This window comes from Pseudomonas sp. Marseille-Q7302 (assembly GCF_965111925.1).
Window position 1 is genome coordinate 823,215 of record NZ_CBCOPK010000001.1, and the last position, 13,806, is coordinate 837,020.

15 protein-coding genes are annotated in these 13,806 nt (G+C 66.2%); 6 read left to right on the top strand and 9 right to left on the bottom strand.

Annotated features, from left to right (window positions below):
• Nucleotides 1-67 precede the first annotated feature (67 nt).
• Nucleotides 68-922 carry an RNA polymerase sigma factor RpoH gene (rpoH, locus tag ACWPW1_RS03920; protein ID WP_026083834.1) on the top strand — a complete coding sequence of 285 codons (855 nt, stop codon included), beginning with the start codon at nucleotides 68-70 and terminating at the stop codon, nucleotides 920-922.
• Nucleotides 923-1,347: 425 nt separating this feature from the next.
• Here the strand turns inward: rpoH and mtgA are convergent, their stop codons facing one another.
• Complete coding sequence (gene mtgA, locus ACWPW1_RS03925) at nucleotides 1,348-2,049, bottom strand: monofunctional biosynthetic peptidoglycan transglycosylase (protein WP_454252405.1); 702 nt, start codon at nucleotides 2,047-2,049, stop codon at nucleotides 1,348-1,350.
• 68 nt (nucleotides 2,050-2,117) lie between these two features.
• Between mtgA and ACWPW1_RS03930 the strand changes: the two genes are divergently transcribed.
• From ACWPW1_RS03930 to ACWPW1_RS03950, 5 genes are all read left to right on the top strand, one after another.
• Nucleotides 2,118-2,495, top strand: coding sequence for a DUF423 domain-containing protein (locus ACWPW1_RS03930; protein ID WP_454252406.1), 378 nt, complete (start codon nucleotides 2,118-2,120; stop codon nucleotides 2,493-2,495).
• A 93-nt stretch (nucleotides 2,496-2,588) separates the two neighbouring features.
• On the top strand, nucleotides 2,589-2,789 hold the full coding sequence (thiS, locus tag ACWPW1_RS03935; protein ID WP_017640999.1) for a sulfur carrier protein ThiS: 201 nt from the start codon (nucleotides 2,589-2,591) through the stop codon (nucleotides 2,787-2,789).
• A gap of 19 nt (nucleotides 2,790-2,808) precedes the next feature.
• Nucleotides 2,809-3,591: a thiazole synthase gene (locus ACWPW1_RS03940; RefSeq protein ID WP_454252407.1), complete on the top strand. Its 783-nt coding sequence runs from the start codon at nucleotides 2,809-2,811 to the stop codon at nucleotides 3,589-3,591.
• Between the two features lie 107 nt (nucleotides 3,592-3,698).
• Nucleotides 3,699-4,370: a tRNA (guanosine(46)-N7)-methyltransferase TrmB gene (trmB, locus tag ACWPW1_RS03945; RefSeq protein ID WP_454253896.1), complete on the top strand. Its 672-nt coding sequence runs from the start codon at nucleotides 3,699-3,701 to the stop codon at nucleotides 4,368-4,370.
• Between the two features lie 143 nt (nucleotides 4,371-4,513).
• The gene (locus ACWPW1_RS03950; RefSeq protein WP_454252408.1) at nucleotides 4,514-6,253 is read left to right on the top strand and encodes a putative bifunctional diguanylate cyclase/phosphodiesterase; all 1,740 of its coding nucleotides are present in this window, start codon (nucleotides 4,514-4,516) and stop codon (nucleotides 6,251-6,253) included.
• Here ACWPW1_RS03950 and ACWPW1_RS03955 read toward each other — a convergent pair.
• From ACWPW1_RS03955 to proC, 8 genes are all read right to left on the bottom strand, one after another.
• Nucleotides 6,250-6,576 carry a DUF3392 family protein gene (locus tag ACWPW1_RS03955; protein WP_454252409.1) on the bottom strand — a complete coding sequence of 109 codons (327 nt, stop codon included), beginning with the start codon at nucleotides 6,574-6,576 and terminating at the stop codon, nucleotides 6,250-6,252. The two genes, ACWPW1_RS03950 and ACWPW1_RS03955, sit on opposite strands and share 4 nt — an antisense overlap.
• A gap of 14 nt (nucleotides 6,577-6,590) precedes the next feature.
• Entirely contained in the window at nucleotides 6,591-7,742 is a 1,152-nt protein-coding gene (hemW, locus tag ACWPW1_RS03960; RefSeq protein WP_454252410.1) for a radical SAM family heme chaperone HemW, read from the bottom strand.
• Nucleotides 7,739-8,332, bottom strand: a complete 594-nt coding sequence (rdgB, locus tag ACWPW1_RS03965) for an RdgB/HAM1 family non-canonical purine NTP pyrophosphatase (protein WP_017640993.1) — start codon at nucleotides 8,330-8,332, stop codon at nucleotides 7,739-7,741. Before rdgB ends, hemW begins: the two co-directional genes overlap by 4 nt.
• An 82-nt stretch (nucleotides 8,333-8,414) precedes the next feature.
• Nucleotides 8,415-9,035 (bottom strand): methionine biosynthesis protein MetW, encoded by a 621-nt coding sequence (gene metW / locus ACWPW1_RS03970; RefSeq protein ID WP_059313539.1) that lies wholly within the window; start codon nucleotides 9,033-9,035, stop codon nucleotides 8,415-8,417.
• A 5-nt stretch (nucleotides 9,036-9,040) separates the two neighbouring features.
• The gene (metX, locus tag ACWPW1_RS03975; RefSeq protein WP_059313540.1) at nucleotides 9,041-10,180 is read right to left on the bottom strand and encodes a homoserine O-succinyltransferase MetX; all 1,140 of its coding nucleotides are present in this window, start codon (nucleotides 10,178-10,180) and stop codon (nucleotides 9,041-9,043) included.
• Between the two features lie 108 nt (nucleotides 10,181-10,288).
• Complete coding sequence (locus ACWPW1_RS03980; RefSeq protein WP_454252411.1) at nucleotides 10,289-12,247, bottom strand: dynamin family protein; 1,959 nt, start codon at nucleotides 12,245-12,247, stop codon at nucleotides 10,289-10,291.
• A 130-nt stretch (nucleotides 12,248-12,377) separates the two neighbouring features.
• The gene (locus ACWPW1_RS03985) at nucleotides 12,378-12,971 is read right to left on the bottom strand and encodes a YggT family protein (protein WP_059313542.1); all 594 of its coding nucleotides are present in this window, start codon (nucleotides 12,969-12,971) and stop codon (nucleotides 12,378-12,380) included.
• A gap of 9 nt (nucleotides 12,972-12,980) precedes the next feature.
• Nucleotides 12,981-13,799 (bottom strand): pyrroline-5-carboxylate reductase, encoded by an 819-nt coding sequence (proC, locus tag ACWPW1_RS03990; RefSeq protein WP_271653867.1) that lies wholly within the window; start codon nucleotides 13,797-13,799, stop codon nucleotides 12,981-12,983.
• Between the last annotated feature and the right edge of the window lie 7 nt (nucleotides 13,800-13,806).

A 13,806-nucleotide genomic window follows, 5' to 3' on the forward strand; every position in this document is an offset into this window, starting at 1 on the left:
GCTAGTCTGGCGCTGTCCAAAAAATCAGTGTTAGACTGTCCAGTGCTTAGTGAATCGGAGGATTCGCATGACCACTTCGTTGCAACCTGTTCCTACATTGGTTCCCGGCGCCAGCCTGGAAGCCTATGTGCATTCGGTGAACAGCATTCCGCTGCTCACTCCGGAGCGGGAGCGTGAACTGGCCGAGCGCCTCTTCTACAAGGAAGACGTCGAGGCCGCCCGCCAGTTGGTGCTCGCGCATCTGCGTTTCGTGGTGCATATCGCCAAGAGCTATTCTGGCTATGGGCTGGCTCAGGCCGACCTGATCCAGGAAGGCAATGTCGGCCTGATGAAGGCCGTGAAACGCTTCAATCCCGAAATGGGTGTACGCCTGGTGTCCTTTGCCGTGCATTGGATCAAGGCCGAAATCCATGAATTCATCCTGCGCAACTGGCGCATCGTCAAGGTGGCCACCACCAAGGCGCAGCGCAAGCTGTTCTTCAACCTGCGCAGCCAGAAGAAGCGGCTGGCCTGGCTGAACAACGACGAGGTCCATCGCGTGGCCGAAACCCTGGGCGTCGAACCCCGGGAAGTGCGCGAGATGGAAAGCCGCCTGACCGGTCAGGACATGGCCTTCGATCCGGCTAGCGATGCCGACGACGACGCGGCCTATCAGTCGCCGGCCCAGTATCTGGAAGACAGCCGTTACGATCCGGCCCGTCAGTTGGAGGAAGCCGACTGGACCGACAGCTCCACGGCCAATCTGCACGAGGCCCTGGAACGCCTGGACGATCGCAGCCGCGACATCCTCTACCAGCGCTGGCTGGCCGAGGAAAAGGCGACGCTGCATGAGTTGGCGGCCAAGTACAACGTTTCGGCGGAGCGTATCCGCCAGCTGGAAAAGAACGCGATGAACAAGCTCAAGGGCAACATCGCTGCCTGATCCGCGCCTTGCTCGAAGAACCGCACCTCAGGGTGCGGTTTTTTTATGTCTGAGAGAAAAGCCGTCGCGGCTATCGCGGTTCGTCGAAGCAGCCAAGTTTGCCGGCCCCACGCTGCTGTAGGAGCGGCCCATGGCCGCGATAAACCGCAGGTAGGGTGGAAAGTCGCGCAACTTTTCTTGCGCCGGTTCGAGAGGGCGCGATCGTCTAGCTCTGTTACCAGCTACATCATGATCGCGGCCATGGGCCGCTCCTACAGGTGCTGGTGAATCCGTAGGAGCGGCCCATGGCCGCGATTAAACGCAGGTAGATGGAAAGCTGCTCAGCGTTTTCCAGGCGTGAGCTTCAGCGTTACCTAGGCAGCTCGCTGGGGCCAGGTATCCCGCTGGAAAAGGCGGCGCCGTCTTCCACCCTGCGGCGCCTGGCGCTACTGCCCGGTCATCCGCCGCAGGTAGTCGCTGCCGCCCAGCTGGCGCTCCTGCTGGCGGATCCAGGCGGCGCGTTCGGCGACGTAGGCGCTCGGACGACTCGGGCTCCATTCGCGTGGATTGGGCAGCACGGCGGCCAGCAAGCTGGCCTGGCGGTCGGACAGGTAGGGCGCGCCTATGCCGAAATGGTGGCGGGCCGCAGCCTCGGCGCCAAAGACGCCATCGTCCCATTCCACGCTGTTGAGATAGACCTCGAGGATGCGCTGCTTGGACCAGAAGGTCTCCAGCAGCACGGTGAACCAGGCTTCGAAGGCCTTGCGCAGGTAGCTGCGCCCGCTCCAGAGAAAGAGATTCTTGGCGGTCTGCTGGCTGATGGTGCTGGCGCCGCGCAGGGAGCCGCCGGCCTCGTTGTGGCTGAAGGCCTGGCGGATCGCCGCCATGTCGAACCCCCAGTGCTCGGCGAAGTGCTGGTCTTCACCCGCGATCACCGCCATCTTGAGATCGTCCGGCAGCTCCTTCCAGGGGCGCCAGTCGCGCTGCAGGTCGATGGGCTTGCCGTCGATCCAGGAGTCGACCTTGCGCTCGACCATCAGCATGCTGCCCGGTGGGGGCACCCAGCGCAGGACCAGCACCAGGGCGGTACTGAGGACGGCGAACCAGAGGGCGATACGCAGGAGACGGCGGAGGAGGGTGAGCAGCATCGGCTTGGTCTTTGGCGGTTAGCGGGCCATTATAACCAGCGCTTCTCTTCCATCGCCCGGTAAAACCCATGTTGCGTCTCTTCCTGCTGTTCGCCGCCCTGGCCGGCTTCACCGGCGTCGGGCTCGGAGCCTTCGCTGCCCACGGTCTCAAGGGGCGACTGTCCGCCGACTACCTGGCCGTGTTCCAGACCGGCGTGCTCTACCAGCTCATCCATGCCCTGGCGCTACTCGGCGTCGCCCTGTTGTCGCTGCACTTCCAGGGCCGGCTGGTAACCTGGGCGGGTGGCTTCTTCATCGCCGGCATCCTGCTGTTTTCCGGCAGTCTGTATCTGCTGACGCTGACCGGCATCTCGCGGCTGGGGATCATCACCCCCTTTGGCGGGTTGTGCTTTCTCGCGGGCTGGGCCTGCCTGGCCATACTGGCCTGGCGCCTGAGTAGCCTCTAACCGAGCGCAGGCCGTCGTTCCCAGCCCGGCGCCGCTGCAATGAACGCCCGACCGGCGTAGAATGCCGGCTCACCCCGCGACGATGCCTTTGCCATGCAGATCCTGTTGAACGGCGAATCCCTTGAATTGCCGGACGGTGCCACCGTCGCCGACCTGCTCGTGCGTCTCGACTTGACCGGACGGCGGGTAGCGGTGGAGCGCAACCTCGACATCGTGCCGCGCAGCCAGCACGCCACCACCGCTCTGGTGGATGGCGACCGGCTGGAAGTGGTCCACGCCATCGGCGGCGGCTAGCCGCGAAAGAGGAATCCAGATGAAAGACACTCCCTTGACCCTGGCCGGGCGCACCTATGAGTCGCGCCTGCTGGTCGGCACCGGCAAGTACCGTGATCTCGAAGAGACCCGGCTGGCCATCGAGGCCTCCGGTGCCGAGATCGTCACCGTGGCGGTGCGCCGCACCAACATCGGCCAGAATCCCGACGAGCCCAACCTGCTCGACGTGATCTCTCCCGAGCGCTACACCATCCTGCCCAACACCGCCGGCTGCTACGACGCGGTGGAAGCGGTGCGCACCTGCCGCCTGGCCCGAGAGCTGCTCGACGGCCACAACCTGGTCAAGCTGGAAGTCCTGGCCGACCAGAAGACCCTGTTCCCCAATGTCATCGAGACCCTCAAGGCGGCCGAGACCCTGGTGGCCGACGGCTTCGACGTCATGGTCTACACCAGCGACGACCCCATCGTCGCCCGCCAGCTGGAAGCCATCGGCTGTATCGCCGTCATGCCGCTGGCCGGTCTGATCGGCTCGGGTCTGGGCATCTGCAATCCCTACAACCTGCGCATCATCCTCGAAGAGGCCAAGGTGCCGGTGCTGGTGGATGCCGGGGTGGGTACCGCCTCCGACGCCACCATCGCCATGGAGCTGGGTTGCGAAGCCGTGCTGATGAACAGCGCCATTGCCCACGCCCGCGAGCCGGTGCTGATGGCCGAAGCCATGAAGCACGCCATCGTCGCCGGCCGCCTGGCCTATCTGGCCGGGCGCATGCCGCGCAAGCTCTATGCGACCGCGTCCTCGCCGCTGGATGGCCTGGTCAACTAAGGCCTGGAGCTATCCTCCATGCGCCCGGCCCCTGCCGGGCGTCTCTTTTTCTCACTATCGATAATGCCATGACCGATCATCAAGACGACCAGACCCCCGACCGCCCCCTGCGCACCATCAAGAGCTTCGTGATGCGCGCAGGCCGCATGACCGAAGGCCAGCAACGTGGCCTTGACCAAGGTTGGCCGCGGTTCGGTCTGGACCTGGCCGACGGCCTCCAGGATTTCGACCAGGTGTTCGGGCGTCAGGCACCGCGCACCTTCGAGATCGGCTTCGGCATGGGCCATTCCACCCTGAAAATGGCCGCCGCCGCACCTGAGCAGGATTTCATCGGCGTCGAGGTGCATCGTCCGGGCGTCGGTGCGCTGCTTAACGGGGCCATGACCCAGGGCCTGACCAATCTGCGGGTCTACAGCTGCGATGCGCTGGAAGTGCTGCGCCAGGGTGTGGCCGATGCCAGTCTGGACCGGGTGCTGCTGTTCTTTCCCGATCCCTGGCACAAGAGTCGCCATCACAAGCGTCGGATCGTCCAGCCGGCCTTCGCCGAGCTGGTGCGGCAGAAGCTCAAGATTGGCGGGGTGCTGCACATGGCCACGGATTGGCAGGCCTATGCCGAACACATGCTCGAGATCATGAACGCCGCCCCGGGTTTCCGTAACCTTGGCGACGCCTCGGGCTACGTGCCGCGACCCGAGGAGAGACCCATCACCAAGTTCGAACGTCGTGGCGAACGACTGGGGCACGGTGTCTGGGATTTGAAGTTCGCACGCCTCGACTGACCGCGTGTCGCTGATGAGCAGTGGTTGAGCCGTCGACAGGCTCTTGGCATGATGGCGTTTTGCCTTGATGGGCCCAGCCTGTCGTAATGTGCATGGACAAGCGAGATGTCAGTCGATAAGCACGAGCTGCCAGGGCTTGGGCGGTGATCCGCCCGTCGGACGGCACGCTGGCCGAAATGGACGCCCTGCGCCAGCTAGAGGTCGAGCGAAGCGCCCGCCAGCGTACCGAGCGCTCGCTGAACCTGATGGCCTCGGCTTTCGCGCTGTGCCGCGATGCCATGGCCGTGCTGAGCGAAAGTGGCCAGATCATCGAGGCCAACGAGGCGCTGTGCAGACTGATGCTCAGCGCTGGCAAGAGTGTGTCCGGTCAGTACCTGTCGCATTACATCAAGCTGCCGGAGGCGGCCATCCAGGCCTTCGAGCGCCATGGCTATGCGCTGTCCGAGGCCAGTTTCCATGTCTCGGCCAAGCGTGCGACGCCGATGGAGATCAGTCTCAGTCGTTTCGCCGGCGAAGGCGGAGCCGAGGGCTATGTCATCGCTAGCCTGCGTGACATCACCGAGCGCAAGCGTGCCGAGCAGGCGCTGGAGCGTCTGGCGCTGAGCGATGGCCTGACCCAGCTGCCCAACCGTTCCGGTTTCTATCGCCGTTTCGAAGACTGCCTGCGCGGCCTGGCGCCGGACCGTAGCCTGGCCGTGCTGTTCATTGACGTGGATGGGTTTAAGGAGGTCAACGACTCCCTGGGCCACGAGACGGGTGATGAGCTACTCAAAACCCTGGGCGCCTCTTTGCAGGACAGTCTGGGGGAGGGCGAACTCCTGGCGCGTTGGGGTGGCGATGAATTCGTCGCCGCCGTCGCGGTGGACGGTCGCAGTCAGGCCCGCCAGATCGCCGAGCGTCTGTTGCAGGTGGTCGGCCGGCCGCAACGTATCACCGAGCACGATATCCGGGTATCCGCCAGCATAGGCCTGAGCTTGAGCCCCGAGGACGGGCAGAACGCCGAGACCCTGCTCAGCAATGCCGATGCCGCCATGTACGCGGCCAAGAGCGCCGGCAAGAGCCGGGCACGCTTCTACGATCCGGAATTCACCGCCGAGGCGTTGCGCAAGGTCACGCTGCTGGCCCACCTGCATGCCGCCATCGAGGCGGAAGAAATCAAGTTCGTCCTGCAACCCAAGTTCGATGCCCAGCGGCGCCTGGTCAGTGCCGAGCTGCTGGCGCGCTGGGAGTGTCCCGGCGTGGGGGTGGTGCTGCCCAGCGTCTTCGTTGCCCTGGCCGAGCAGAATGGCATGGCGTCTTCCCTGGGCCGCCTGGCGATCCGGCGTGCTGCTGCCTATGCCCGTGACTTGCAGCGGGCGGGGGTGAACATTCCGGTGGCGGTGAACATCTCCGCACGTCAGGTGGCGGATGACGAGCTGGGCCTGGTGCTGGAGCGCGCCTGCACCGAGTTTGGCGTGCGGCCGCGGGCCCTGGAGCTGGAGGTGACCGAGTCGGTGTTCCTGCAGCGCGGCACGCCGGAACGGCGCCTAGGCCGGCTGCGCGACCAGGGCTTCCGCGTGGCCATGGATGACTTCGGTACCGGTTACTCGTCGCTGAGCTATCTGCACCGGCTATCGTTCGACACCATCAAGATCGACCGTAGCTTCCTGCTGTCGGTGGATCGTGACGCGCGCTCGCGGCAATTGCTGGCCGGTATCGTCAGCCTGTGCCGGGCGCTCAACATGCAGATCGTCGCCGAGGGCGTGGAGACCCAGGCGCAGTTCGAACTGCTCAAGAGCCTGGGCGTGGATACCTTTCAGGGCTTCCTGCTCGGCCGACCACAGTCGCTGGAAAGTCTGCTGCTGCTGGCTGGCGCCACGGACTATGCGCCGGTGCTCTATTAGCCTCTGCGCTCGGCCAGCACGCCCAGCAGGCAGACGCCGATCAGCAGCACCGGGGCCAGGGCGTAGTTGTTGAACTGCGCGAGTCCCTTGACCACCCAGGGCGTCAGGAAGGTCATGGCAGCGCCATAGAGGGCCAGGCTCGCCAGGGCGAAGGCCGGGACACGGATGGCCGTCGGCAGGCTGCCCAGGCGGGCCTGGATGAAGCCATTGACCTGGCTGCCGAACAGCACCAGCAGGGTGGCGGTGACCGCCAGGGCCACCTCGTCCAGGTGGCTGCGGCTCCAGCGGGAGAGGTCGGCGATATGGTCGAGCACGAAGTCCAAGGCAGAGCTCCTCGTCAGTCAGGTAGAAAGGATTGCAAGAGGTCGTTCAGGAACAGTTGGCCGCGGGCGGTGGGACGCAGACGCTCCGCGTCCTCCGCCAGCAGGCCGGTCCGCCGCGCCGCCGCCAGCGCGGGTGCCAGGCTGTCCAGCGACTGGCCGGTCCGCTGCGGATACCAGGCGGCGGGTACCCCATCCACCAGGCGCAGGGCGTTCATCATGAAATCGAAGGGTAGGTCGGCCGGCTCCAGTCGCTTCGCACCGGCCTGGAAAGCCCTGGCCGGATCGAGATAGTCCTTGGGCAGACGGGTCTTCCAGGTACGCATCAGGCTGCCATCCGGCGCGCTGAGCTTGGCGTGGGCACCGGCGCCGATGCCGAGGAAGTCGCCAAAGCCCCAATAGTTGAGATTGTGCCGCGCCTGGCGCCCGGGCTGGGCATAGGCGGAGGTCTCGTACTGCTGGTAGCCGGCGGCCGCTAGGCGTGCCTGGCCGGCTTCCTGGATGTCCCAGAGGGTGTCGTCTTCGGGCAGCTCGGGCGGCTGGCTCCAGAACACCGTATTGGGCTCCATGGTCAGCTGGTACCAGGACAGGTGCGTGGGCGCCAGGGCGATGGCCTGATCGAGGTCGCCGAGGGCATCGGCGACGCTCTGCTCCGGCAGGCCGTGCATGAGATCCAGATTGAAATTGTCGAAGCCGGCGGCGCGGGCCCGATCGGCGGCGCGGATGGCTTCGTCGCGCCCATGGATGCGCCCCAGGGCCTTGAGCTTGGCGTCCTGGAAACTCTGGATGCCGATGGATAGCCGATTGATGCCCAGCCCACGATAGGCGACGAACTTGGCCTGCTCGAAGGTGCCGGGATTGGCCTCCAGGGTGATCTCGATGTCCGGCGCGAAGGCCAGCCGCCGGGCCACGCCCTCTAGCAGTCGGCCCAGGGCGTCAGCGGAAAACAGACTGGGTGTGCCGCCCCCGAAGAAGATCGAGGTCAGCGGCCGGCCATGGATGTGGATCAGGTCGTTGTCCAGATCCGCCAGCAGGGCGTCGACGTACTCCGTTTCCGGTAGCGTCGGGCCAGCGGCATGGGAGTTGAAGTCGCAATAGGGACACTTGCGCACGCACCAGGGGATATGGACGTAGAGCGCCAGTGGCGGCAGGGCGAAGGTATCGGTCACAGCTGGAGCCGTTGCTTGAGCTGGGCCATGGCGCGGGCGCGATGGCTGCGCTGGTTCTTTTCCGCCGGGGCCAGTTCGGCCGCGGAGACCGCTTCGCCGTCGGGCTGGAACAGCGGGTCGTAGCCGAAGCCGTGTTCGCCCTGGGCCGCGTGCAGGATACGGCCAGGCCAGAGACCTTCGCAGAGGATCGGCAGCGGGTCATCGGCGTGGCGCACCAGGGCCAGTACGCAGACGAACTGGGCGGTGCGCTCGGCGTCGGGGACGTCACGCAGGGTGTCGAGCAACTTGGCGTTGTTGGCCGCGTCGCCCTGACCATCGGCGTAGCGCGCGGAATAGATACCGGGGGCGCCGCCGAGGGCGTCGACCGCCAGCCCCGAATCGTCGGCCAGGGCCGGCAGGCCGGACAGACGCGCCGCGTTGCGCGCCTTGAGGATGGCATTCTCGACAAAGGACAGGCCGGTTTCCTCGGGTTCCACCTGACTGAACTCACCCACCGAGCGCACCCGCACCCGGTCGCCGAGCATGGCCTGGAGTTCCTTGAGCTTGCCGGCGTTGTGGCTGGCGAGGACCAGTTCGGTAAGGTCGGACATGAGGGCACCGTGTCACGTTGGGAAGGGCGGCGTATTGTACGCGAAGCCACGCCCAGGCTGGGCGCGCCACCCATGCCTTACGTCATATGGCGACGTGATGCTCGTGCAGGCGGGGGGCGCTGACCCGGTAGATGCCAATCTCGCCGAGCAGATTGGGCCACAGGCGACTGGCCCAGCCATGGCGATGCAGGCGGTCCACGGCGAGGCGATCCAGTACCCGGGCGCGCTGTTCGCGGCAGAGGCGCTCGAAGTCCTCGAAGGTGCAGAAGTGGATGTTCGGCGTGTTGTACCAGGTGTAGGGCAGGAAGTCCGAGACCGGCATCCGCCCCTTGCCCCCCAGGTACAGCCGGCAACGCCAGTGGCCGAAATTGGGAAAGGTGATGATGCACTGGCGCCCGACCCTGAGCATCTCCTGGAGGATGCGGTCAGGGTACTGCATGGCCTGCAGCGACTGGGTCATCACTACCACGTCGAAGCTGTCGCTGGCGAAGTTGGCCAGGCCGCCGTCGAGGTCCTGCTCGATGACGTTGACGTCCTTGAGCAGGCATTCGGCGATCTTGTCCGGGTCGATCTCCAGGCCGTAGCCAGTGACCTGCTTGTGATCACGCAGCCAGGCGAGCAACTCGCCGGTGCCGCAACCGAGGTCGAGGACCCGGCTGCCAGCGGGGATCCATTCCTGAATGATGTCCAGATCGGCGCGCACGGCAGCTATACCTCGATGCGGGTCATGTAGTGGGAGAAGGCCTGCAGGTAGCGCGGGATGGGAATGAGGAAGGCGTCATGGCCCTGGGGTGCGTCGACCTCCAGGTAGCTGACGTCCTTGCGCGCGGCCATCAGGGCGTTGACGATTTCCTTGGAGCGCGCCGGCGAGAAGCGCCAGTCGGTGGTGAAGGAGACGATCAGGAAGCGCGCCTGCACCCCGGCCAGGGTCTTGGCCAGGTCGCCGCCGTGGGCGTGGGCCGGATCGAAGTAGTCCAGCGCCTTGGTCATCAGCAGGTAGGTGTTGGCGTCGAAGCGGCCGGAGAATTCCTCGCCCTGGTAGCGCAGGTAGCTCTCCACCTGGAATTCGACGCTGTGGAAGTCGTAGTTGAGCTGATCGGTCTTGAGTTCGCGACCGAATTTCGCGCCCATGGCCTCGTCGGACAGGTAGGTGATGTGGCCGACCATGCGTGCCAGCATCAGGCCGCGCTTGGGGATCACGCCCTTTTCCTGGAAGTGGCCCGCATGGAAGTCCGGGTCCGAGAGGATGGCCTGGCGCGCCACCTCGTTGAAGGCGATGTTTTCCGCCGACAGCTTGGACGCCGAGGCGATGGCCAGGCAGTGGCGGATGCGCTCGGGATAGCTGATGGTCCACTGCAGCGCCTGCATGCCGCCCAGGCTACCGCCGATCACCGCCGCCCACTGCCCGATGCCCAGGCGATCGGCCAGCCGCGCCTGGCTGTTAACCCAGTCCTCCACGGTGAGCACCGGGAAGTCCGCGCCGTAGGCCCGGCCGGTCTCGGGATTGGGGCTGCTCGGGCCGGTGGAGCCGTTGCAACCGCCCAGGTTGTTGAGGGCGACCACGAAGAACTTGCGGGTGTCGATGGGCTTGCCGGGGCCGATGCAGCTGTCCCACCAGCCGGGCTTGCGGTCGTCGAGGCTGTGGTAGCCGGCCGCGTGATGGTGACCGGAGAGCGCGTGGCAGATCAGTACGGCATTGCTGCGGCTGGCGTTGAGCTCGCCATAGGTCTCGACCATCAGGTCGTAGGCCGGCAGGGTGCGGCCACAGGCCAGGGCCAGGGGCTCGCTGAAGTGCAGCAGCTCGGGGGTGACCAGGCCGACGGAATCTTCGGGAATGACGCTGGGCATTGACGGCTCGTCCGGGGCGGGGTTCGCCAGTCTAAAGAGCGTCGCCAGGAGCGGCAAGGGCAGGCACGGCGCGGCGGTCAAGGGCCGCGCCATGGGTGTCCGGCAGGGCTAGCCGACCCGCGCCAGCGGCAGCGCGACCACGTTGTCGTGGCGCTGGGAGGGCGCCGGCCGGCTGATCTGCTTGAGCATGTCGCTGACCTCGCTGAGCTGGCGATGCAGAACGTCCTCGTGCACCTGCAGCCGCCGCACCTGCTCCTGGCTGTTGAGGTTCTGCTGGGTCAGCTGCTTGAGCGCCAGCATGCTGGTTTCCAGCAGCTGCTTCTGCTCGCGGGTGTGCTGGACCAGCGGGGTCAGGGCGCCGTCGTTCCAGCGCAGCACCTGGGCATGGGCGCCTTCCTGCAGCGCCTGGACCTCCTGGGCCACGGTGGCGAAGAAGCGACGGGCCAGGGCGCTCTGCTCGGTGAGCAGGGTCTTGACCTGGCGCTGCACCTCCTCGGTCTTGAGTTGCAGCTGGCGCAACTCGCGGACATAGGGGCGGATGCGCAACCGCGGCGCTTCCAGCGGATGCAGGGGGTTCTCCGCATTGTGCCGCTGGTAGACCGCGCCAAGCACCTTGTTGGCCCGGTCCGCCTCGTTGTCCAGGGCCAGCAGGTCATGCTCGACCACGCGAAAGAAGCGGGCGATGGACTGGTTGATGCCGACGGTGGTCAGGCTGCTGCGGAATTCCCGGCGGGCGGTTTCCAGATGGGCGTCCAGGCGATCGGTGGCGACCAGGTCGGTCAGCAGCTTGCGCTGGCCGGCTAGCATGTTCTGGGTGGTGCGCAGGTCCAGCAGGCGGCGGTGGTACAGGTCGTACTCCTGGCGCGTACGGGCGGTCTGCAATTCCAGTCCGGCGCCGGGCAGTTCTTCGTCGGCCAGTTGCGCATACTGCGCACGAATGGCTTCCAGCCGCTGCTCGATGAGCGTCCGGCTGGCACCCAGCAGACCACTGGCCTGCTGCACGATGCGCTGCTGCAGGAGACGCTCGCGGGCGCCGACGATGCGTTCGGCGAGCAGCTGTTCGAGGCTGTCCAGCTGGCTGCGCGCCAGCAGTTCCAGGTCGCCACGGACCTTGCCCAGCAGTGCCTGCTTGGCCGACAGCGGCAGGATGTGATCGGCCGGCAGCGCCAGTTGCCGGGCGCTGGCCTGGCGGACGTTTTCTAGGGACTGGGCGACATGGGCGACGCCGCCGAGGTCGTCCCAGAGGCTGTCGATCTTGTTCATCACCGCGAACAGGCGCTCGGGCGCATCACCCAGGGAGGGCTTGACGCACTGCTCCCAGAGCGCCAGGTCCGATGCGGTTACCCCGGTGTCGGCACCGATGAGAAAGAGCACGGCCTGGGCATGGGGCAGCAGCGACAGGGTCAGCTCGGGTTCGGCGCCCAGGGCGTTGAGGCCGGGGGTATCGAGGATGCGCAGGCCCTGGCGCAGCAAGGGATGATCGATGCTGATGAGGGCATGGCGCCAGGCCGGGACGCTGACCAGGCCGGCGTCATCGATCTGCTCCAGTTGTTCTGGATCGAAACCCAGCTGCACGGCAGTGGCGGTTTCCACCTCGCGCGTCTCGGTGACCTTGGCCAGCAGGGTGGCCATGGCGTCCGGGTGGCGGTCATCCAGGGCGAAACGCTGCCAGGCCTCGGGCGCCTGGCGCCAGGCGCCCAGGCTGCGCTCGTCCAGACGGCTGTCGATGGGCAGCAGCTGCAGATAGGGGCCGTCGGCCTGGGCGTCGAAAAAGATCTCGGTGGGGCACATGGTGGTGCGCCCGGCCTGGGACGGCAGCATGCGCTGGCCGTAGTCGGCGAAGAAGAGGGCGTTGATCAGCTCGGTCTTGCCGCGGGAGAACTCACCGGCGAAGGCCAGGGTGATGCCATCGGTTTGCAGTTCGTTCTGACAGTTGGCCAGGGCGGCGTCCAGGGCAGGGGAGGCCAGACGATTACGCTGCAACCAGTCGCGGTAGCGGCCCAATTGGGTATCGAGTTCGGCTTTCCACGTGGCATAGGCATCGACGTGGCGGAACAGGCGTTCCATAGGGGACTTCCTTGACCTGAACAGCAAAGGCTGGACGGTGCCCCAGCGTCCAGCGGGACGTCAATGCCGTCTCCGCCACGACGCGGCAGGCGGTCGTGGCGGGTGCGCGAGTGGTGCTGCTGTTCTGACGTCAGAGGAAGGGAGCGAGGATCTGCGGCATGCCAGTGGCCGCGGCCAGCTGGCCGATGACGAAGCGATCCAGCAGGTTGATCACGATGAAGGCGAAGATCGGCGACAGATCCAACCCACCCAGGTTCGGCAGCAGACGGCGGAAGGGCGCCAGCAGTGGCTCGCAGATCTGGTTGACCAGCTCGGCGGCGGGGTTGTGGGTCTGGGGCGCGACCCAGGAGAGGATGACGCTGACGATCAGGGCAAAGAAGAACACCTTGAGGAACAGCGACGCCACGCCCAGCAGGGCCCAGATCAGCAGGGCGGGGAACAGGCCGCCGATGCTGGCGCCGAGCAGCACCACCACGACCATCATCAGCGCCAGCTGGACCAGGATCGCCAGTACCAGGGCCGCCAGATCGACGCCACCGAAGCCGGGAATGATGCGCCGCACGGGCTTGAGCAGCGGCTGGGTGGCGCGCACGGTGAATTGCGACAGCGGATTGTAGAAGTCGGCCCGGACCAGCTGCAGGATGAAGCGCAGCAGGATGATCAGCAGATAGAGGCTGCCGAGGGTCTGGATGACGTAGACGAGAGCTTGGGCGAAAGCGGACATGGATACTCCTTATCGATCCGGCAACTGGGCCAGTTCCGCAGCCCGGTCGGCCGCGGCGGTGAGGGCTTCTTCCACCAGGTCCTCGAAGGCCCCGGCTTGGAAGGTTTCGATGGCGCGTTCGGTGGTGCCCTTGGGCGACATCACCGAGCGACGCAATTGTTCGGGGCTGCGCTCGCCCTGGCAGGCCATGGCGGCGGCGCCGCGGGCGGTGTGCAGGGTCAGCTGTTCGGCCACCGCGGCCGGCAGGCCGAGCTTGGTGCCGGCCTGGGTCATGGCTTCCATCAGCAGGAAGAAATAGGCCGGACCGCTGCCGGAAACGGCGGTGACCGCGTCCAGTTGCTGTTCTTCGTCGACCCAGAGGGCCAGGCCGACCGCGGCGAGGATTTCCTGGGCACGGTCGCGTTGCTCCGGGCTGACCTGCTCGTTGGCGAACAGGCCGCTGGCACCCAGGCGCAGCTGCGAGGGCACGTTGGGCATGCAGCGCACCAGCGGCCGCTCGCCCAGCCAGCGCGTCAGGCTGGCGCAGGTGATGCCGGCCGCGACCGAGACGATCAGCTGCTCCGGACGCAGGTGAGGGGCCAGTTCCTGGCAGACCTCGCCCATTACCTGGGGCTTCACGCCCAGCACCACCACGTCGGCGTTGTCGAGCACAGCGCTGTTGCTGGCCTCGACGCGGATGCCGTGGTCCCGGGCCAGCGCCTCGCGCTTGGCCGGGTTGCGATTGCTGGCGCTGAGCTGCCGGGCCGGCACGCCCTGGGCGAGCAGCCCGCCGATGATGGCACCGGCCATGTTGCCGGCACCGATGAAGGCGATGCGGGTATCGTTCATCGAGACT